The following is a 23492-nucleotide window of genomic DNA, read 5'->3' as shown; positions in this document are numbered from 1 at the left end:
AATTCGGCAAGGGGTCACTGGGACGCACCGGAACCGGAACGGTCAGGAGATCCCGAATTCCTTGCCGAGCAGATCGAATACTTCGTCGTCCGTGGCCGATTCCAGATCGCTGCCCGTTCCAGGGCCTTCCGGTACCGGCGCCTTGCCGGATTCACCGGCAATCGCCAATACGGCCTGGAGCTTTGACAGGATCCGGTCGCGAGCTTCACTCTCTGACAACTTCGTGACCAATTCTTGTTCGACCCTGTCCAGGTCAGCAAGTAGGGAATCCACTAGGGCTGGTTCGGCCGCCCCGGCCGTCTCCGTGAGCACGTGACGGGCCAGGAGAGCGGGCGTCGGATAGTCGAAGACCAGCGTCGCGGGGAGCTTCAGCCCGGTCGCCTTGTTCAGCCGGTTACGCAGTTCCACGGCCGTGAGGGAGTCGAATCCCAGGTCCTGGAAGGCGTGTTCCGGCCGGACGGCGTGGGCCGACGCGTGGCCCAGGACCGCGGCCACCTCCGCCCGGACCAGGTCCTCGACCGCCTTGCCCCGCTCGGCCTCCGGCAGCACCTCCAGGCGGTCGGCCAGCGAGGACACGGACTGCGAGGCAGCGGCCTGGGCCGCCCCCCTCCGGGCCGTGGCCGGCACGAGCGCGCGCAGCACCGCCGGCGCTTCACCGGCGCGCAGCGCACCGGTGTCGATGCGCACCGGTGCGAGCACCGCCGTATCCGAAGCCAGTGCCGCGTCGAACAGCCGCAGCCCCTCCTCCGGCGGCAGCGGCAACACGCCGCTGCGCGCCATCCGCGCCCGGTCGGCCCCGGCGAGGCCGTCCGTCATCGCACCGGACTGCTCCCACACGCCCCAGGCCAGCGAAATGGCGGGCAGACCCTGGGCGTGACGGTACGCGGAGAAGGCGTCGAGGAAGGAATTCGCCGCCGCGTAGCTCGCCTGACCGGCGCTGCCGACCATTCCGGCGACGGACGAGAACACCACGAACGCGGCCAGGTCCATTTCCCGGGTGCAGTCGTGCAGATTCAGCACGGCGTCCACCTTGGGCCGGAACACCTCCCGCAGCCTCTCCGGTGTGACCGAGGCGACGACTCCGTCGTCGAGAACACCCGCGGTGTGCACGACCGCCGACAGCGGATCGCCACCGAGCCCGTCCAGCATTCCGGAAACGGCTTCCCGGTCGGCCACGTCGCAGGCCGCCCAGGTGACTTCGGCGCCCCATGCGGCCAGCTCGGCCTCCAGCTCGGCCGCTCCCGGCGCCTCCGCGCCCCGGCGGCTCGCCAGCAGGAGCCGGCGCACCTTGTGCTCCGACACCAGGTGCCGGGCGACCAGCGCGCCCAGCGACCCGGAGGCACCGGTCACGAGGACGGTGCCGTCGGCGAGGTCCGGCACGTCTCCGCCGTCGGCGGCGGCCCCCGCGGCCTTCGTCAGGCGCGGTACGAACACGTCCTGACCGCGCACCGCGAACTGCGGCTCACCGGAAGCGACCGCGGCAGGCAGCACGCCCATAGCCGCCTCCACGTCCTCGGCCTCCACCAGCACGATCCGGTCCGGGTTCTCCGACTGCGCGGACCGCACCAGACCCCACACCGCAGCGTGAGCCAGATCCCCGGGACGGGTCACCAGCGCCAGCCGCCCCGGACGCTCCTCCGCCAGCCACCACTGCACCAGCTCCAGGACCTCGCTCGCGATGGCGTGCACCCGCTCGGCGGTGTGCGCACCGGAGCCGGACCCGGCCTCGGACCCTGCCGGGCACGGCACGACCGCGACATCAGGAAGGGCCGGTTCGGCGGACAGAGCGGTCAGGTCGGCGTAAGCCCGTACGGCACTCGGCGCGTCGAGCCCGGCAGCAGCCTCAGTGAGAGCCACCGGCTGCCACGCGAGGCCGAACAGCGAGTCGTCGGCACGCCCGCCGGCGCCGCCCGCCTTGAGCAGCTGCTCCCGCGACACCGGGCGCAGCGACAGCGAGCCGACCGTGGCCACCAGGCCACCGGCGGCATCGGCCACGGTCAGCGACACCGCGTCGGTGCCCGTCCGCGAGATGCCGACCCGCAGCGTCGTCGCTCCGGCGGCCCGGACACTCACATCGGACCAGGCGAAGGGCAGCAGCGGCCCGTCGCCGACGGGAACGAGCCCGCCCGCGCCGATCGCGTGGAGCGCCGCGTCCAGCAGCGCCGGGTGCAGAGCGAACGCGCCCGCTTCCGTGCCCTCGGGCAGGGCGACCTCGGCGAGGACGTCGTCCCCGCTGCGCCACACCGACCGCAGCCCCTGGAAGACCGGGCCGTAGCCCAGGCCGAGTTCGGCCAGGCCCTCGTAGAACCCCGCCAGATCGACGGCCTCCGCGCCCGCCGGCGGCCACGCGCCGACGTCCGCACCGTGCGACGGCTCGGACGGCACATCCGTGAGGAAGCCGACCGCGTGCCGCACCCACGGCGCCTCGTCCGGAGCGTCCTCCAGCCGCGAGTGCACGCTCAGCGCGCGCCGGCCCGGCTCCTCCTCTGCACCGACCCACACCTGCACGGCCACACCGCCGCGCTCCGGGACGACCAGCGGCGCTTCCAGCGTCAGGTCCTCGATCTGCGCACAACCGGCCTCGTCGCCCGCACGCACCGCCAGCTCCACGAGCGCGGTACCCGGCAGCAGCACCGTGCCCATGACCGTGTGGTCGGCGAGCCAGGGGTGGGTCTTGAGCGAGAGCCGCCCGGTGACCAGGTACCCGCCGGCGCCCGGCAGCGCGACCGCCGCACCCGCCAACGGGTGCTCGGCCGCACCCAGCCCGAGCCCGGTGGCAGCAGCACTGCCCGTGAACTCCTCGGGCACCTCCAGCCAGAACCGCTCGTACTGGAAGGCGTACGTCGGCAGGTCGACGCGACGGGCACCCGGGAAGAGCGCCTGCCAATCCGGGGACACGCCGTGCGTGTGCAGTTCGGCGAGCGCGGTGACGACGGCCTGCGGCTCGGGACGATCGGCCCGTACGACCGGGACGGTGACCACGTCGCCGTCCAGGCAGCCCTGGGTGAGGGCGCTGAGGACGCCGCCGGGGCCGATCTCGACGAAGGTCGTGACGCCCAGGTCGTGCAGGGTCTGCACGCCGTCGGCGAAACGGACCGCCTCTCGGACGTGGCGGACCCAGTACTCCGGGGTGTAGGGCTCGGCGAGACGGCCGGTGAGGTTGGAGACCACCGGGATCCGCGGCTCGCTGAAGGACAGACCGCTCACGACCTCGGCGAAGTCGGCCAGCATGGGGTCCATCAGCGGCGAGTGGAAGGCGTGGCTGACCTTCAGGCGGGACGTCTTACGACCCTGCTGCTTGAAGAGCTCACCGATCGCGACAGCAGCGTCCTCCGCGCCGGAGACCACGACAGACTGCGGGCCGTTGATCGCCGCAATGCCGACCTCGTCGGTGAGGTTCGGCAGGACCTCGTCCTCGGTGGCCTGGATCGCTACCATCGCACCGCCCGCAGGCAGCGCCTGCATCAACGCAGCACGCGCGGACACCAGCTTCGCCGCATCGGCGAGGGACAGCACACCCGCCACATGAGCCGCGGCGATTTCGCCAACGGAGTGACCAGCCACGTAATCCGGCCGGATCCCCCACGACTCAAGCAGCCGGAACAGCGCCACCTCGATCGCGAAAAGGGCGGGCTGGGTGCACCCGGTCTGGTGAAGCGTTTCCGCATCCACATCCACCGGGGCGTCCAGCAGGCCGCACACCTCGTCGTAAGCCGCAGCGAACACCGGATAGGCCGCGTACAGCTCACGCCCCATCCCGATCCGCTGCGAACCCTGACCCGAGAACAAGAACCCGACCTTGCCCCCGGCACCCGTCTCGCCCTCGACGACCCGGGCGGACGGGGACCCTGCGGCCAGCGCACGGAGCCCTTCCAGGAGTTCGTCCCGGCTCTCCCCCACGACGGCGGCTCGGTGTTCCATGGCCGAGCGCGTGGTGGCGAGCGAGAAGCCGACGTCGGCCGGCTGCAGATCCGTCGCCGCGTCGGAGAGGGACAGCAGGCGTTCCGCCTGTGCCCGCAGCGCCGCCTCGGTCCTGCCCGACAGCACCCACGGCACGACCACGTCAGACACCGGAGACGGCGACTTTTCGGCGGCAACAGGCGCCTGCTCGACGATCACGTGGGCGTTGGTGCCGCTGATGCCGAAGGACGACACCGCTGCTCGCCGCGGCAGGTCGCCCGCGGGCCACTCCACCGCCTCGGTGAGCAGGCGCACCGCACCCGCGGACCAGTCGACGTGCGGCGTCGGCTCGTCGACGTGCAGCGTCCGCGGCAGCACACCGTGCCGCATCGCCATCACCATCTTGATCACACCGCCGACGCCCGCAGCCGCCTGCGAGTGGCCGATGTTGGACTTCAGCGAGCCCAGCCACAGCGGCCGGTCGCCGTCCCGCTCTTGGCCGTACGTGGCGAGCAGCGCCTGCGCCTCGATCGGGTCACCCAGCTTCGTACCCGTGCCGTGCGCTTCGACCGCGTCGACCTGATCCGAGGACAGGCCCGCGTTCGCGAGCGCCTGCCGGATCACGCGCTGCTGGGAAGGACCGTTGGGCGCGGTCAGACCGTTGGACGCACCGTCCTGGTTCACCGCGGTACCGCGGACCACCGCCAGCACCTGGTGCCCGTTGCGCCGGGCATCGGAGAGCCGCTCCACGAGCAGCATGCCCGCGCCCTCGGCCCAGCCCGTACCGTCCGCACCCGCGGCGAACGCCTTGCATCGCCCGTCGGCTGACAGGCCGCGCTGACGGCTGAACTCTACGAACGTCGAGGGAGTCGCCATGACCGTGACGCCGCCGACGAGGGCCATCGAGCACTCGCCGGTGCGCAGGGCCTGAGTTGCCAGGTGCAGGGCCACCAGGGACGACGAGCAGGCCGTGTCGACCGTGACCGCCGGGCCTTCGAGGCCGAAGGTGTACGAGACGCGGCCCGACGCGATGCTGCCCGCGCTGCCGCTGCCCAGGTAGGCGTCCATGCCCTCCGGAGCCGTCTTCACCCGCCCGCCGTAGTCGTGGTACATCACGCCGGCGAAGACACCGGTCCTGCTGCCCCGCACCGAGGCCGGGTCGATGCCGGCCCGCTCGAACGCCTCCCACGACGTCTCCAGCAGCAGCCGCTGCTGCGGGTCCATCGCCAGCGCCTCACGCGGCGAGATCCCGAAGAAGGCGGGGTCGAACTCGGCCGCCTCGTGGAGGAAGCCGCCGTGGCGCACGGAGGACTTGCCGGAGCGGTCGGGGTCGGGGTCGTAGAGGTTCTCGACGTCCCAGCCGCGGTCCTCGGGGAAGCCGGTGATCGCGTCGCCGCCGGAGGCGACGAGGCGCCACAGGTCTTCGGGCGACCGCACGTCACCGGGGAAGCGGCAGGCCATGCCCACGATCGCGATCGGCTCGTCCGTCCCGGCGACCGCGGCGACCGCGGCCTCGGTCTGCTCCTGGACGCCCAGCGTCTCGGCCAGCAGGAAGCGGGCGAGCGCGGCGGGTGTCGGGTGGTCGAAGACCATGGTCGCGGGGAGCCGCAGCCCGGTCGCCGTGTTCAGGCGGTTGCGCAGTTCCACCGAGGTGAGGGAGTCGAAACCGGCGTCCTGGAAGGCGTGTTCCGGCTGGACGGCCTGGACCGAGGCGTGCCCGAGAACGGCTGCGACCTCGGTACGGACCAGGTCCAGCACCACCTGCTCGCGCTCGGCCTCCGGCAGCCCGGCCAGCCGCTCACCCAGCGATCCCTTCGGCCCGGTCTGCGCCGCGCGCCGCGCGGTGCCCCGCACGGGGCCGCGCAGCCCTCGCAGCACCGCGGGCGCCGTGCCCTGCAGGCCGCCGAGGTCCAGCCGCAGCGGAGCGACGGTCGCCCGGTCCAGGGCCAGTGCCGCGTCGAACAGCCGCAGGCCCTCGTCGACGGCTATCGGGGCCAGGCCCACGCGCTTGAGCCGGGTGAGGTCCGCCTGGTCGAGCCGGTCGGCCATGCCGCTGCCCTGCTCCCACAGGCCCCACGCCAGCGAGGTCGCGGGGAGGCCCTGGGTACGGCGAGCCTCGGCGAAGGCGTCGAGGAAGGTGTTCGCCGCCGCGTAGTTGCCCTGCCCGGCGCTGCCCAGGATTCCGGACACCGAGGAGAAGACCACGAACGCCGACAGGTCGCTCGTCAGCTCGTGGAGGTTCAGCACGGCGTCGACCTTGGGGCGCAGCACCGCGTCCATGCGCTCCGGGGTCAGGGCGGCGATCACGCCGTCGTCGAGGACGCCGGCCGTGTGCACCACGGCCGTCACCGGTGTGGCGGCCAGCACGCCGGCGAGGGCGTCGCGGTCGGCCGCATCGCAGGCTGCCCAGCGCACCTCGGCGCCCCAAGCGGCCAGCTCGGCCTCCAGCTCGACCGCGCCGGGGGCGGCCGCGCCGCGCCGGCTGAGCAGCAGCAGGCTGCGGACACCGTGGGCGGCGACCAGGTGGCGGGCGACGAGCCCGCCCAGTGCACCGGACGCACCGGTCAGCAGGACAGGGCCGGCACCGAAGTCCGGCGTGCCGGCGTCCGTGCCGGTGGTCCCGGTGGCCTTCGCCAGGCGCGGTACGAACACGTCCTGGCCGCGCACCGCGAACTGCGGCTCACCGGAAGCGACCGCGGAAGGCAGCACACGCATCGCCGCCTCCACGTCCTCGGCCTCCACCAGCACGATCCGGTCCGGGTTCTCCGACTGCGCGGACCGCACCAGACCCCACACCGCAGCGTGAGCCAGGTCCCCGGGACGGGTCACCAGCGCCAGCCGCGCCGGACGCTCCTCCGCCAGCCACCACTGCACCAGCTCCAGCACGGCATGGGTGACTTCGCGGACCCGGGCGGCCGTGTCCTCGCCGGCCCCGGTCGGGCACGGGACGGCAACGACGTCCGGTGCCTGTGCCCCATCCGTTTCTGTTTCCGGTTCCGGTTTCGGTTCCGGCTCCCGCAGTGCGTCGAAGTCCGTGAAGGACTCGATCACCAGCGCGTCGGAGTCGGATGCGGCGGGCAGCGTGAACGGCGTCCACTCCAGCCCGAACAACCGGTCACCGTCACCGGCACCGCGCAGCTGCTCCGCCGATACGGCACGCAGCGACAGCGACTCGACCGAGGCCACCGGATCACCGGCGCCGTCGGCCACAGCCAGCGTCACCGAACCGTTGCCCGTCCGCGACAGCTTCACCCGCACCATGGCCGCACCGGCCGCCTGAAGAGCGACACCGGACCATGCGAACGGCAGGACCGGCCCGTCGTCCAGCGAGACCAGCCCACCGGCGGCCAGGGCGTGCAGAGCAGCGTCCAGCAGCGCCGGATGCAGAGCAAACGTGCCCGCTTCCGTGCCCTCGGGCAGGGCGACCTCGGCGAGGACGTCGTCCCCGCTGCGCCACACCGACCGCAGCCCCTGGAAGACCGGCCCGTACTCCAGACCCGCGGCAGCCACGTCCGCGTAGAACGAGGTCAGATCAACGGCCTCCGCGTGTACGGGCGGCCAGGCGCCGACGTCCACGGCGGGCGGCGCCTCGGCCGAGGACAGCACACCCGTCGCGTGCCGCACCCAGGAACCGTCCGCGACGCGCGAGTGCACGCTCAGCTGCCGCCGGCCGGACTCGTCCTCCGAGCCGAGCGCCACCTGAAGGGTGACGCCGCCGCGCTCGGGCACGACCAGGGGCAGTTCCAGCGTGAGGTCTTCGATCCATCCGCAGCCGGCCTCGTCGCCCGCCCGGACCGCCAGCTCGACGAACGCGGTGCCGGGCAGCAGAACGGTCCCGTTCACGGCGTGGTCGGAGAGCCACGGGTGGCTTTCGAGGGAGAGCAGCCCGGTGAGCAGGAACCCGTCGCTGTCGGCGGTCGCGATCGCGGCACCGAGCAGCGGGTGGTCCGCCGCCCCCAGACCGGCCGCCCGGACGTCACCGGGGGCCTGGGGTACGTCAAGCCAGTAGCGCTCGCGCTGGAACGCGTACGTGGGCAGGTCGACGCGACGGGCACCCGGGAAGAGCGCCTGCCAGTCCGGGGAGACCCCGTGGGTGTGCAGCCGGCCGACAGCGGTGACGATGGCGTGCGGCTCGGGGCGGTCGGCACGCAGGGCGGGGACGGTGACGACGTCGTCGTCCAGGCAGCCCTGGGCGAGGGCGCTGAGGACGCCGCCGGGGCCGATCTCCACGAACGTCGTGACGCCCAGGTCGTGCAGGGTCTGCACACCGTCGGCGAAACGGACCGCCTCGCGGACGTGGCGGACCCAGTACTCGGCGGTGTACGACTCGGCCAGGCTGCCCGTGAGGTTGGAGACCACCGGGATCTGCGGCTCGCTGAAGGTCAGACCGCGGACGACCTCGGCGAAGTCCTCCAGCATCGGGTCCATCAGCGGCGAATGGAAGGCATGGCTGACCTTCAGTCGCGATGTCTTACGACCTTGACCGGCAAAGATCTCACCAATCGCGGTGACCGCGTCCTCGGCACCGGAGACCACGACAGACTGCGGGCCGTTGATCGCCGCAATGCCGACCCCGTCGGTCAGATGCGGCAGCACCTCGTCCTCGGTCGCCTGAACCGCCACCATCGCACCACCCGCAGGCAGCGCCTGCATCAACGCAGCACGCGCCGACACCAACTTCGCCGCGTCCGCGAGCGACAGCACCCCAGCCACATGAGCAGCCGCAATCTCACCAACAGAGTGACCGGCCACATAATCCGGCCGTACACCCCACGACTCCAGCAGCCGGAACAGCGCCACCTCAACAGCAAACAACGCAGGCTGCGTCGAACCCGTCTGGTGAAGCGTTTCCGTATCGACATCCACCGGGGCGTCCAGCAGCGCACACACCTCGTCGTAAGCGGCAGCGAACACCGGGTACGCCGCGTACAGCTCACGCCCCATCCCCAGCCGCTGCGAACCCTGACCCGAGAACAAGAACCCGACCTTGCCCCCGGCAGGACCACTCACCGCGTCAGCACCGGAAGCAACCGCCTCCAGCCCCCGCCGGAGCTCCACGAGGTCACTGCCCACGACCACCGCACGGTGCTCCAGCGCCGCGCGCGACGTGGCCAGTGAGAAGCCCACATCTCCCGGCCGGGCCGCCCCGGCGCCCTCAGCGTCCATGAACGCCAGCAGCCGGTCCGCCTGGTCCCGCAGCGCGGCCTCGCTCTTCGCCGACAGCACCCACGGCACCACCGCATCCGAGGCCGCGTCCGAAACCGGAGTCGGCGACGGCGTGACCGTGGCCGTGGCCGTGGCCGTGGCAGGCGCCTGCTCGACGATCACGTGCGCATTCGTTCCGCTCACACCGAACGAGGACACTGCCGCTCGCCGCGGCGCGTCGCCCTCAGGCCACTCCATCGCCTCGGTCAGCAGCCGCACCTCACCCGCCGACCAGTCGACGTGCGGCGTCGGCTCGTCCGCGTGCAGCGTCCGCGGCAGCACACCGTGCCGCATCGCCATCACCATCTTGATCACACCGCCGACGCCCGCAGCCGCCTGCGCGTGACCGATGTTGGACTTCAGCGAGCCCAGCCACAGCGGCCGGTCACTGTCCCGCTCTTGGCCGTACGTGGCGAGCAGCGCCTGCGCCTCGATCGGGTCACCCAGCTTGGTGCCCGTTCCGTGCGCTTCGACCGCGTCGACCTGGTCCGAGGACACGCCGGCGTTCGCGAGCGCCTGCCGGATCACCCGCTGCTGTGCCGGACCGTTCGGGGCGGTCAGACCGTTGGACGCACCGTCCTGGTTCACCGCGGTGCCGCGAACGACGGCCAGCACCTGGTGCCCGTTGCGCCGGGCATCGGAGAGCCGCTCCACGAGCAGCATGCCCGCGCCCTCGGCCCAGCCCGTACCGTCCGCGCCGGCCCCGAAGGCCTTGCAGCGGCCGTCGGCCGACAGGCCGCGCTGGCGGCTGAACTCCACGAACACGGACGGTCCGGCCATCACCGTGACGCCGCCGACGAGGGCCATCGAGCACTCGCCGCTCCTCAGGGCCTGGGTCGCCAGGTGCAGCGCCACCAGGGACGACGAGCAGGCCGTGTCGACCGTGACCGCCGGGCCTTCGAGGCCGAAGGTGTACGAGACGCGCCCCGAAGCGACGCTGCCCGCGCTGCCGTTGACGAGGTAGCCCTCGAGGCCGGCCGGCGAGGTGTGCACGCGGCCGCCGTAGTCGTGGTACATCACGCCGGCGAAGACGCCGGTCCTGCTGCCCCGCACCGAGGCCGGGTCGATGCCGGCCCGCTCGAACGCCTCCCACGACGTCTCCAGCAGCAGCCGCTGCTGCGGGTCCATCGCCAGCGCCTCACGCGGCGAGATCCCGAAGAACTCGGCGTCGAAGTCCGCCGCGTCGTGCAGGAAGCCGCCTTCTCGGGTGTAGCTGGTGCCCCACTGATCGGGGTTCGGGTCGTAGAGCTTCTCCACGTCCCAGCCGCGGTCCTCGGGGAAGCCCGACACCGCGTCGCGCCCGGAGAACACCAGCTGCCACAGGTCTTCGGGCGACTGCACGCCGCCGGGGTAGCGGCAGGCCATGCCCACGATGGCGATCGGCTCGTCCGCCGCGCCGGTGGCAGTGGCGACGGCCGCCGGTGCGGCCGCCACCTCGCCGGAGCCGGCGGCTTCGGCGGTGAGGAAGCGGGCGAGGGTGAGCGGGTTCGGGTAGTCGAAGATCAGTGTGGCGGGCAGGCGCATGCCGACGGCCGCGTTGAGACGGTTGCGCAGTTCGACGGCGGTCAGCGAATCGAACCCGATGTCCTTGAACGAGTCGTCCGCGCCGACCGCCTGTGCGCCGGCGTGCCCGAGCACGGTGGCGACCTCGGTACGCACCAGGTCCAGCACCACCTGCTCGCGCTCGGCCTCCGGCAGCCCGGCCAGCCGCTGACCCAGCGACCCCTTCGGTGCGGCCTGCGCCGCCGATGCCGTGCGCCGGACCGGCGCGACCCTGACCAGGCCGCGGAGGACCGCCGGTACCGGCTGCCCCTGTCCGTCGCGGAAGGCGGAGGTGTCGAGCCGGATCGGAACGACGGCCGCCCGCCCGGAGGCCAGGGCCGCGTCGAACATCCGCAGGCCGTCCGCCGACGGGATCGCGGCGAGGCCCATGCGCTTGATGCGCGTGAGATCGGTGTGGTCGAGGCTGCCGGTCATCGCGCTCTCGCTGTCCTGCGCCCACAGGCCCCAAGCCAGCGAGGTGGCGGGCAGGCCCTGGGCACGGCGGTGCTCGGCGAGGGCGTCGAGGAAGGTGTTGGCGGCGGCGTAGTTCCCCTGGCCCGGCGTGCCGAGGGTGCCCGCCACGGAGGAGAAGAGCACGAACGCGGACAGGTCGCCGGACAGCTCGCCGGCCAGTTCGTGCAGGTTCAGCGCCGCGTCCACCTTGGGGCGGAACACGCCGTCCAGCCGCTCGGGCGTCAGCGAACCGACGATCCCGTCGTCCAGGACGCCGGCGGTGTGGATGATCGCGGACAGGCTCCGCCCGGCCAGGAGTTCGCGGACGGCGTCGCGGTCGGCCACGTCGCAGGCGGCCCAGGTGACCTCGGCGCCCTGCGCGGTCAGGTCGGCGGCGAGTTCGGCCGCACCAGGTGCGTCCCCACCGCGGCGGCTGACGAGCAGCAGACTGCGGACACCGTGCTCGGCGACCAGGTGCCGGGCGAACAGTCCGCCCAGCCCGCCCGACGCGCCGGTCAGCAGGACGGTGCCGGAACCGAGATCGGGGAGCTCCGTCTTCGTCTCCGTGTCCGTCTCTGTGCCCGTCTCCGTGGCCGAAGCGGCGACGCGTACCAGCCTCGGCACCAGGACCTCGCCCGCGCGCACCGCGGCCTGCGGCTCGCCGGAGGCGATCAGGCCGGGCATCACCCGGGCAAGACCGGCGTCGTCGTCACCGCTGTCGGCGTCAGTTTCCACGACCACGATGCGGTCGGGGTTCTCGCTCTGCGCCGAGCGCACCAGCCCGCGGACCGCCGACTGGGCGAGGTCTCCCGTACGCATCACGAGCACCAGCCGCGACGGGCGTTCCTCGGCCAGCCACCACTGCACCAGCTCCAGCACGGCGTACGTGACCTCGCGGACCCGGGTGGCGGTGTCCGTACCGGCCCCCGTCGGGCACGGCACGACCACGACATCGGCATCGGCATCGGCATCAGCGTCGGCGGCCCGCAGCGCGGCGAGGTCCTCGTACGTCTCGATCCTCATGCCGTCCGGCGCGGCCGGCAGGCCGACCGGTGTCCACTCCAGGCCGAAGACCGAGTCGTCGCCACCGGAACCGGCGCGCAGCTGGTCGGCAGCGACCGGGCGCAGCGTCAGGGAGTCGATCTGTGCGACCGGCTCGCCGGTGCCGTCGGCCAGCACCAGCGACACCGTGGAGGTGCCGGTGCCGGTGCCGGTGCCGGCGCGGGAGACCTTCACCCGCAGGGCGGAGGCTCCGGCGGCCGCCAGGCGCACGCCGCTCCAGGCGAACGGCAGCAGGCCGTTCCCCGTTCCGGCCTCGGGCTCGACCGCTCCCAGCCAGACGGTGTGCAGGGCGGCGTCGAAAAGGGCTGGATGCAGGCCGTACGCGCTCGCGCCCGTCCGCTCGGCGCCGGGCAGTTCCACCTCGGCGAAGAAGTCGTCCCCGCTCCGCCACGCGGCGCGCAGCCCCTGGAAGACGGGGCCGTAGTCCAGCGCCATGCCCGCGAGGCGGTCGTAGAAGCCGTCGACGTCGATCGGTTCGGCGCCCGCGGGCGGCCATGCGGCGAGCGAACCCTGCACCGGGCCCGGGGCGACGGCCAGGAAGCCGGACGCGTGCCGGACCCACGTCCGCTCGGACTCGTCCTCGTGGGCGTACGCGTCCCCGTCGTCGATCCGCGAGTGCACGGTCAGCGGCCTGCGGCCGGAGCCGTCGTCGGCGCCGACGCGCACCTGCAGGGCGACGCCGCCGCGCCCGGGCACGAGCAGCGGGGTCTCCAGCGTCAGCTCTTCCAGCAGGTCGCAGCCCACGGCGTCGGCAGCGGTGATCGCCAGCTCGACGAACGCGGTTCCCGGCAGCAGGGCGACCCCGTTCACGGCGTGGTCCACCAGCCACGGGTGCGTGTGCGCCGAGAGCCGTCCGGTGAGCAGGTGCCCGTCGCCGTCGGCCAGCGGCACGGCGGCGCCGAGCAGCGGGTGGCCGGCCTCGCCCTGGCCCACCGCGCGCATGTCACCGGCGGAGGCCGGAGCGTCGAGCCAGTAGCGCTCGCGCTGGAAGGCGTACGTGGGCAGGGCGGTGCGCCGGGCGCCGGGGAAGAAGGCGTGCCAGTCCACCTCGACGCCGCAGACGTGCAGCTGGGCGTACGCAGTGGTGATCGCCTGGGGCTCGGGGCGGTCGGCGCGGAGGACGGGGACGGTGACGACGTCGTCACCTTCGCCGTCGAGGCAGCCCTGGGCGAGGGCGCTCAGAACGCCGCCGGGGCCGATCTCCACGAACGTCGTCACGCCCAGCTCGTGCAGGGTCCGGACGCCGTCGGCGAAGCGCACGGCCTCGCGGACGTGGCGGACCCAGTACTCGGCGGTGTACGGCTCGGCGAGTCGGCCCGTGAGGTTGGAGACCACCGGAATCCGCGGCTCGCTGAACGACAGACCCCGGACGACCTCGGCGAAGTCCTCCAGCATCGGATCCATCAACGGCGAATGGAAAGCGTGGCTCACCTTCAACCGGGACGTCTTACGACCCTGCTGCTTGAAGAGCTCACCGATCGCGACAGCAGCGTCCTCCGCACCGGAAACCACGACAGACTGCGGGCCGTTGATCGCCGCAATACCGACCCCGTCGGTCAGGTGCGGCAGGACCTCGTCCTCGGTCGCCTGAACGGCCACCATCGCACCACCCGCAGGCAGCGCCTGCATCAACGCAGCACGCGCCGACACCAGCTTCGCCGCGTCCGCGAGCGACAGCACACCCGCCACATGAGCAGCCGCAATCTCACCAACAGAGTGACCGGCCACGTAATCCGGCCGCACACCCCACGACTCAAGCAGCCGGAACAGCGCCACCTCGACAGCGAACAACGCAGGCTGAGTGCACCCGGTCTGATGAAGCGTTTCCGCATCCACATCCACCGGTGCGTCCAGCAGCCCGCACACCTCGTCGTACGCCGCAGCAAACACCGGATAGGCCGCGTACAGCTCACGCCCCATCCCCAGCCGCTGCGACCCCTGCCCCGAGAACAAGAACCCGACCTTGTCCGCCGGGTGCGCGCGCCCCGCAACGACGTTGGCCGCCGCTTCTCCCGCTGCCAGGGCCTCCAGCCCCGCCCGCAGTTCGGCCGCGTCGGTGCCGATCACCGCGGCCCGGTGGTCGAGCGCCGATCGCGTCGTGGCCGACGAGAATCCGGCGTCGACCGGCGAGACGTCGTCGGCGGCGTAGGCCAGCAGACGCTCGGCCTGGGCCCGCAGCGCCGCCTCGCTCTTCGCCGACAGCACCCACGGCACGGGCACGGGTCGGTGTTCCCCGGCCGGCTCGGCCGCGGCCTCCGCGGGCGCCTCCTCGATGATCGTGTGCGCGTTGGTGCCGCCGATGCCGAAGGACGACACCGCGGCCCGGCGCGGCAGGTCGCCCGCGGGCCACTCCACCGCCTTGGTGAGCAGGCGCACCGCGCCCGCCGACCAGTCCACGTGCGCGGTCGGCTCGTCCACGTGCAGCGTCTGCGGCAGCATGCCGTGCTGCATCGCCAGCACCATCTTGATCACGCCGGCGACACCCGCCGCGGCTTGCGTGTGGCCGATGTTGGACTTGACCGAGCCCAGCCACACCGGCCGGTCGTCGGAGTGCTCCTGGCCGTACGTGGCGAGGAGCGCCTGCGCCTCGATCGGGTCACCCAGCTTGGTGCCCGTGCCATGCGCCTCGACGGCGCCGACGTCGGCGGGCGTGAGTCCGGCGGAGGCCAGGGCCTGCCGGATGACGCGCTGCTGCGAGGGACCGTTGGGCGCGGTGAGGCCGTTGGATGCGCCGTCCTGGTTGACGGCGGAGCCCCGTACGACGGCCAGCACCTGGTGTCCGTGGCGCTGGGCGTCGGACAACCGCTCCACCAGCAGCAGGCCGACGCCTTCGCCCCAGCCGGTGCCGTCGGCCCCGGCCGCGAACGCTTTGCAGCGGCCGTCCGCCGACAGGCCGCGCTGACGGCTGAACTCCACGAAGAGGTCCGGCGTGGTCATGACGGTGACGCCGCCGACCAGGGCCATGGTGCACTCGCCGCTCCGCAGTGCCTGCGCGGCGAGGTGGAGGGCCACGAGCGAGGACGAGCAGGCCGTGTCGACCGTGACCGCCGGGCCCTCGAGGCCGAACGTGTAGGAGATGCGGCCGGAGACGACCGACGCCGCCTTGCCGGTGAGCGCGTACCCCTCGATCTCCTCGGGCGCGTTGCGCAGCCCGTTGGCGTAGTCCTGGCCGTTGGTGCCGATGAAGACGCCGGTGCGGCTGGCACGGACGGACGCCGGGGCGATGCCGGCGCGCTCGAAGGCCTCCCACGCGGTCTCCAGCAGCAGCCGCTGCTGCGGGTCCATGGCCAGCGCCTCGCGCGGCGAGATCCCGAAGAGGCCGGCGTCGAAGCGGTCGGCGCCCTGGATGAAGCCGCCCTCACGCGCATAGGTCCTGCCGGACCGGTCGGGGTCGGGGTCGTAGAGCGAGTCGATGTCCCAGCCGCGGTCGGTGGGGAAGCCGGTCACCGCGTCCCGGCCGGAGCTCAGGAGCTCCCAGAGGTCCTCCGGTGACTGGACGCCGCCCGGGAAGCGGCAGCTCATGCTGACGATCGCGAGGGGCTCGTCGGTCGCTGCTGCGGCCGTCGCCTGCGCGGCTTCCGCGTCCAGCCCGTGCCGGCCGAGGAGTTCCTCGCGCAGGTGGCGGGCGAGTGCGGTGGGGGTCGGGTGGTCGAAGACCAGGGTGGTGGGCAGCTTGAGGCCGGTGGCCGTGTTGAGCCTGTGGCGCAGCTCGACGGCGGTGAGTGAGTCGAAGCCGGTCTCGCGGAACGTCCGGTCGGCCTCGAAGGCGCCCTTGCCCGTGTGGCCGAGCACCGCGGCGGCCTGTTCGCGGACCAGGTCCAGCAGGATGCGGTCCTGCTCCCCCGGCGTACCGCCCAGGAGGCGCCGGCCCAGCGCGGACGCGGGCACATCGGTGCCCTGCGCGGCCCGGGCACGTGCTTCGAGGGCCTTTCGGGCCTCGGGCACGCCCTGCAGCAGCGGGCAGGGGCGGGTGCCGGCGAAGGCCGGGACGAAGCGGTCCCAGTCCACGTCCGCGACGGTCACGGAGGTCTCGCCGTGGGTCAGCGCGCCGTGCAGCACGGAGATCGCGGGAAGGGCCGCGATCGCCCGGACGCCGCGCCGCCGCAGGTGGTCGCCTGCGGCGCCGTCGGCCATGCCTCCGTCCGCCCAGGATCCCCACGCGACGGCGAGCGCGGGCAGGCCCTGCGCGCGGCGCTGCTCGGCGAGGGCGTCGAGGAAGGCGTTCGCGGCACCGTAGGCGCCCTGGCCGCCGTTGCCCCAGACGCCGGTCATCGAGGAGAACATCACGAAGGCGTCGAGGTCGTGACGGTGGTCCTGCGTGAGCTCGTGCAGGTGGAGCGCGGCGTCCACCTTGGGACGCAGCACGTGCTCCAGGCGCTCGGGCGTGAGCGATTCGACCAGGCCGTCGTCGAGGACGCCCGCGGTGTGCACCACGGCGTTCACGGTGTGCCGGCCGAGCAGCTCGGCGAGCGCGGTCCGGTCGGCCGCGTCGCACGCGGCGACGGTGACCCGGGCGCCCAGTTCCTCCAGCTCCGCCTTGAGTTCGGCGGCGCCCGGAGCGTCGGGGCCCCGGCGGCTGGTGAGCAGCAGGTGTTCGGCTCCGGCGGCGGCGAGCCAGCGGGCCACGTGCCCGCCGAGCGCACCGGTGCCACCGGTCACGAGCACGGTGCCGCGCGGCGACCAGGGGGCGTCCACCGGTGCGGCGCTCTGAGGCGCGCGGACGAGACGGCGGCCGGACACGCCGGAGGCGCGCACGGCGAGCTGGTCCTCGTCGGCCTGGGTCAGCAGGCCGGCCAGCCGCTCCAGCGAGCGGGAGTCGAGTGCGGCGGGCAGGTCGACGAGCCCGCCCCAGCGCTGCGGCTGCTCCAGGGCGACGACGCGGCCCAGGCCCCAGATCCGGGCGGAGGCGGGGTCGGTGAGCGGGTCGGAGGTGCCGGTCGACACCGCGCCGCTGGTCAGACACCACAGAGGGGCCTCGATCCCGGCGTCGCCGAGGGCCTGGACGAGGAGAACGAGGCTCTGAAGGTCGTCCGCTCCCGCCTCGGCCCGTGCTTCAGCCCCTGCCGCGGCGAACACGATGCCTGCGGCTTCCCCGTGCCCGGCGTCGGCCAGGGAGCGGGCCAGCGAGTCGCGGTCGGCGTCCTCGTCCACGACGAACGGGACGAGGTCGACGCCGAGTTCCGTCAGTCCGGCGTGGATCGCCGCGGTCCATGCGGTCTCTTCGGGGACCACGTAGAGCCAGGTGCCCGACGGAGCGGCGCCTCCGATGTCACCGAGCGGCTGCCAGGTGATCCGGTAACGCCAGCCGTCGGCGGCGGACTGCTCGCGGCGCTGGCGACGCCAGGCCGACAGCTTGGGCGCGACAACATCCAACTCGTCGGGGGCCAGCCCCAGGAGCGCACCGAGAGAGGCGCGGTCCTCGCTCTCGACGGAGTCCCAGAATTCGGCGTCCATCGCCTCCGGGGCGCCTGCGACGGCCGCCTGAGGCGCATCGAGCCAGTAGCGCTCGCGCTGGAAGGCGTACGTGGGCAGGTCGACGCGGCGGGCGCCGGGGAACAGCGCCTGCCAGTCCGGGGAGATGCCGTGGGTGTGCAGCTGTCCGAGGGCGAGGGTGATCGCCTCCGGCTCGGGACGGTCGGCGCGGAGTGCGGGGACCGTGACAACGGCTTCGTCGTCCAGGCAGCCCTGCGTGAGGGCGCTCAGCACGCCGCCCGGGCCGATCTCCACGAAGGTGGTCACGCCCAGGTCGTGCAGGGTCTGCACACCGTCGGCGAAACGGACCGCCTCGCGGACGTGCCGGACCCAGTACTCCGGGGTGTACGACTCGGCCAGGCGGCCGGTCAGGTTGGACACCACCGGGATCCGCGGCTCGCTGAAGGACAGACCGCTCACGACCTCGGCGAAGTCGGCCAGCATCGGGTCCATCAGCGGCGAGTGGAAGGCGTGGCTCACCTTCAGGCGGGACGTCTTGCGGCCCTGCTGCTTGAAGACCTCGGTGATCGCCGTGACCGCGTCCTCGGCACCGGAGACCACAACGGACTGCGGGCCATTGATCGCCGCAATGCCGACCCCGTCGGTGAGGTGCGGCAGGACTTCCTCCTCGGTGGCCTGGATGGCCACCATCGCACCGCCCGCAGGCAGCGCCTGCATCAGCGCAGCACGCGCCGACACCAGCTTCGCTGCATCGGCCAGCGACAGCACCCCCGCCACATGAGCAGCCGCAATCTCGCCTACGGAGTGACCGGCAACGTAATCCGGCCGTACGCCCCACGACTCAAGGAGCCGGAACAGCGCCACCTCGACAGCGAACAACGCAGGCTGCGTCGAACCCGTCTGGTGCAGCTCCTCCGACTCGACGTCCACGGGGGCGTCCAGCAGCCCACACACCTCGTCGTACGCCGCAGCAAAGACGGGGTACGTCGCGTACAGCTCACGCCCCATCCCGATCCGCTGCGAACCCTGACCCGAGAACAGGAACCCGGTCTTGCCCCCGAGGGCTCCGCCCACCGGAGCAGCGCCCGAGGCCACCGCCTCCAGGCCCCGCCGGAAGTCGGCAAGGTCTTCACCCACGACCACCGCGCGACGCTCCAGCGCCGCACGCGACGTGGCCAGTGAGAAGCCCACATCGACCGGGTCCCCCCCGGTGCCGTCGGCGCCCTCCGCGTCCAGGAAGGACAGCAGGCGGCCCGCCTGGTCCCGCAGCGCCGCATCGTTCTTCGCCGACAGCACCCACGGGAGCGGCCCTGCCACGGTCGTCTCGCGGGCGGGCTCGTCGCTCGTCGTGGCCTGCTCGACGATGACGTGCGCGTTGGTGCCGCTGATGCCGAACGAGGACACCGCGGCCCGGCGCGGCAGGTCGCCCGCGGGCCACTCCACCGCCTCGGTCAGCAGCCGTACGCCGCTCGTCGACCAGTCGACGTGCGGGGTCGGCTCGTCGACGTGCAGGGTCTGCGGCAGCATGCCGTGCTGCATCGCCATGACCATCTTGATGACGCCGGCCACGCCCGCCGCGGCCTGGGTGTGGCCGATGTTCGACTTCAGCGAGCCCAGCCACAGCGGCCGGTCGCCGTCCCGCTCCTGGCCGTAGGCGGCGATGAGCGCCTCGGCCTCGATGGGGTCGCCCAGCCGCGTGCCCGTGCCGTGCGCCTCCACCGCGTCGACGTCGCCCGGCGCGAGTCCGGCCGAGGCCAGGGCCTGCCGGATCACCCGCTGCTGCGAGGGGCCGTTCGGTGCCGTGAGTCCGTTCGAGGCGCCGTCCTGGTTGACCGCGCTGCCGCGGACGACCGCCAGCACCTGGTGGCCGTTGCGCTCGGCGTCGCTGAGCCGCTCCACGAGCAGCATGCCGACGCCCTCGGCCCAGCCGGTGCCGTCCGCGCCGGCCGCGAACGCCTTGCAGCGGCCGTCCGCCGACAGACCCCGCTGGCGGCTGAACTCCACGAACATGCCGGGCGTGGACATCACGGTGACGCCGCCGGCCAGGGCCATCGTGCATTCGCCGCTGCGCAGCGACTGGATGGCCAGGTGCAGGGCGACCAAGGAGGAGGAGCACGCGGTGTCCACCGTGACCGCCGGGCCCTCAAGGCCGAACGAGTAGGCCACGCGGCCCGAGGCGACGCTGGTCGTCGTGCCGGTGAGCAGGTAGCCCTCGATGCCGTCGACCGGCTCGTGCAGCCGGGGGCCGTAGTCCTGTGCCGTCGCGCCGATGAACACGCCCGCCCGGCTTCCGCGGAGCGTGGCCGGGTCGATGCCGGCGCGTTCGAAGGCTTCCCACGCGGTTTCCAGGACCAGGCGCTGCTGCGGGTCGATCGCGGCGGCCTCGCGGGGGCTGATGCCGAAGAAGCCCGCGTCGAACTCGGCCGCCTCGTGGAGGAAGCCGCCCTGCCGCGTCGAGGACTTGCCGGGGGTGCCGGGCTCGGGGTCGTAGAGCGCTTCGACGTCCCAGCCGCGGTCCGTCGGGAATCCGGAGACGGCGTCGCCGCCGGAGGCGACGAGCCGCCACAGCTCCTCGGGGGAGCGCACTCCGCCGGGGAGCCGGCAGCTCATGGCCACGATGGCGATGGGCTCGTCCGGGTCGGCGACGGTGCCGGGCAGGGCGACGGCCGCGCCCTCGCCCAGGGATTCCGCGCCGAGGTGGCGGGCGAGGGCGGCAGGGGTCGGGTGGTCGAAGAGGAGTCCGCTGGGCAGGCGCAGCCCCGTGGCCTCGCTGAGCTGGTTGCGCAGTTCCACCGAGCTGAGCGAGTCGAAGCCGAGGTCCTTGAAGGTCCACTCGGTCTGGACCCGGCCGGCTTCGGCGTGTCCGAGGACGGCGGCGATGTGGGCGCGGACCAGGTCGAGCACCGCTTCGTCACGCTCGGACTCGGGCAGGCCGGCGAGCCGCCGGGCCAGGGCTCCCACCGGCTCGCCGGCGGTGGCGGCGGTCGCTTCCTGCTGCGGGGCGGCAGGTGCCCAGGAGGTGTCGGCGGAGGCGGAGGGCGTGGTGGCGCCGTCCAGCCAGTACCGCTGCCGTTCGAACGCGTAGGTGGGGAGCGCGACCTTACGTCGAGAGCCCCGCCCGTCGAACAGGGCGGTCCAGTCCGGTTCCACGCCATGGACGTGCAGTGAGGCGACCGCCGCCAGCAGGGCGTGCGCCTCGGGACGGCGGGCGCGCAGGGCGGGCACGAACAGGGCGTCGCCGTCGGCACCGGTGCGGGCCATGGAGGTCAGCACACCGCCGGGGCCGAGCTCCAGGTAGGTGCGGACGCCCTGCTCGTCGAGACGGGCGACGCCGTCGGCGAACCGGACCGCGTCACGGACGTGGCGGACCCAGTACTCGGCCGTGCTCCCCTCGTACTCCCCCTCGGCGGACAGCCGGCCCGTCACGTTGGACACGATCGGGATGCGCGGGGCGTGGAAGGACAGCTCTTCGGCCACGCGGCGGAACTCCGCCAGCATGGGTTCCATGTGCGGGGAGTGGAAGGCGTGGCTGACCCGCAGCCGGCTGGTCTTGCGGCCCAGGGCCGCGAAGGCGTCGGCGATCTCGGTGACGAGGTCCTCGTCGCCGGAGACGACGACGGAGTCCGGGCCGTTCAGGGCGGCGATGCTCACGCGGTCCGTGCGGTCGCCGATGCGGGCGCGGACCTCGTCCTCCGCGGCCTGGACCGCGATCATGGCTCCGCCGGCGGGAAGCGCCTGCATCAGGCGGCCGCGCGCGGCGACCAGGGCGCAGGCGTCGGCGAGCGAGAGGACGCCGGCCACGTGTGCGGCGGCGAGTTCGCCGACGGAGTGGCCCATGAGCACGTCGGGGGTGATGCCCCAGTGCTCCAGGAGCCGGAACAGGGCGACCTCGACGGCGAACAGCGAGGTCTGGGTGTAGAGGGTCCGGTCGAGCTCGGCCGCTTCTTCGGAGCCCTCGGGTGCGAACATCACCTCGCGCAGCGGGCGCGGCAGCCGGTGGTCGAGGTGTGCGCACACCTCGACCAGCGCGGCGGCGAACTCCGGGAAGGTCTCGGCCAGTTCGCGGCCCATGGCGGCGCGCTGGCTGCCCTGGCCGGAGAAGAGGAAGGCGAGCTTGCCGCGCGGGCGGGTGCGGCCCGTGGTCAGGGCGGCGTCGATGCCGCCGGTGGACAGCTCGCGCAGGGCGCGCAGGAAGTCGTCGCGGTCCTCGCCCACGACGACGGCCCGGTGCTCGAAGGCGGTGCGGCCGGTGGCCAGTGATCGGCCGACGTCGGGCAGGGCGAGGCCGGGGTGCTCCTCGGTGTGCGAGAGCAGGGCGGCGGCCTGGGCGCGCAGTCCGGAGGCGGTCTTGGCGGACAGCGGCCACAGCGTCGGAGTCGGCGCCGTTCCTGTGCTCGCCTCCGGTCCCGTGCCCGCCTCCGGTCCCGTGCCCGCCTCCGTTCCCGTGCCCGCTTCCGTTCCTGCGCCCGCTTCCGCATCGGCCCCGGCTTCCGTGCCGGCACCGGCCTCCGCACCCGTACGGTGTTCCGCCAGCACGATGTGGCAGTTGGTGCCGCCCATGCCGAACGAGCTGACTCCGGCGAGCAGCGGGCGGTCGTCCTGGGCGTCGTCCCACGCGGCGTGCTCGGTCTGCACCCGGAGGTTCAGCCGGGTCAGCGGGATCGCCCGGTTGGGGGTCTCGAAGTTGAGGCTGGCGGGGAGTTCGCGGTGGTGGAGCGCCAGGGCGGCCTTGAGCAGGCCGGTGATGCCGGCGGCGCCCTCCAGGTGGCCGACGTTGGTCTTGGCCGAGCCGACCCGCAGCGGCCGCTCGGGGTCGCGTCCGGCGCCGGTGCCGAGCACCGCGCCGAGCGCGGCCGCCTCGATGGGGTCGCCGACCTTGGTGCCGGTGCCGTGCAGTTCCACGTAGCCGACGTGGGCGGGGTCGACTCCGGCCCGCTCGTAGGCGAGGCGGAGCACCTGTTCCTGTCCGGACTGCAGGGGCACGGTCAGGCCGTCGCCGCCGCCGTCGTTGTTGACGGCACTGCCGCGGATCACGCAGTAGACCGGGTCGCCGTCCGCGACGGCCTGGGCCAGCGGCTTGAGGACGACGATGCCGCCGCCCTCGCCGCGGACGTAGCCGTTCGCGCGGGCGTCGAAGGTGAAGCAGCGGCCGTCCGGGGACAGGCCGCCGAACTTGGCGGCGCCCAGGGTGCTTTCGGGGACGATGTTGAGGTTCACGCCGCCCGCGAGGGCGATCGTCGACTCGCCCTTGCGGAGGCTCTCGCAGGCCAGGTGGACGGAGACCAGGGAGGATGACTGGCCGGAGTCCACGGTCATGCTCGGGCCGTTCAGGCCGAGGAAGTACGAGACCCGGTTGGCGATGATGCTGCGGTGCAGGCCGGTGACGGTGTGCGGGGAGATGGCGGTGAGCCCGGAGCGGTGGTGCAGGGTCGCGTAGTCGTCCCAGATGGCGCCGACGAAGACGCCGGTCCGGGTGGAGCGCAGCGTCCCGGCGCGCACGTGCGCGTCCTCCAGCGCTTCCCAGGCCAGTTCGAGCACGAGCCGCTGCTGCGGGTCCATGGCGGCGGCTTCCTTGGGGGAAAGCCCGAAGAACCCGGCGTCGAAGTGGCCGATGCGGTCGAGGAATCCGCCGCGGCGGATGTCGGTCCTGCCCGGTAGGGCCGGGTCGGCGTCGGCCACCGCGGCCCCGTCCCACCGGTCCGGGGGGACATCGGTGATCGCGTCCGCTCCCTCGCTGAGCAGCCGCCAGAAGGCGGCCGGATCGGCGGCTCCGGGCAGCCGGCAGGCAAGACCGATGACAGCTATGTCATCGGCCCTGACCGCCGAACCGGCGCGATTCCCCGATCCGCCCGATCCGTTGAGCCCGGACTCGACCATATTGCGCTCCACCCACCCAC

General features: G+C 73.2%; 1 protein-coding gene. It reads right to left on the bottom strand.

Annotation, left to right across the window (positions count from 1 at the left end):
* Positions 1-42: 42 nt before the first annotated feature.
* Positions 43-23472 carry a type I polyketide synthase gene (locus NQU55_RS15550; RefSeq protein WP_256790730.1) on the bottom strand — a complete coding sequence of 7810 codons (23430 nt, stop codon included), beginning with the start codon at positions 23470-23472 and terminating at the stop codon, positions 43-45.
* Positions 23473-23492: the final 20 nt, after the last annotated feature.

Origin of the sequence: Streptomyces telluris (genome assembly GCF_024519335.1) — a bacterium.
In the GTDB taxonomy this organism is placed as follows: Bacteria; Actinomycetota; Actinomycetes; order Streptomycetales; family Streptomycetaceae; genus Streptomyces; species Streptomyces telluris.
Note: the sequence above shows the minus strand (reverse complement) of the source record. Positions and strands in the feature narration are given on the sequence as shown.

Excerpts from the sequence above, each read along its gene's own strand:
- NQU55_RS15550 (WP_256790730.1), bottom strand. The coding sequence starts at position 23,472 with ATGGTCGAGTCCGGGCTCAACGGATCGGGCGGATCGGGGAATCGCGCC.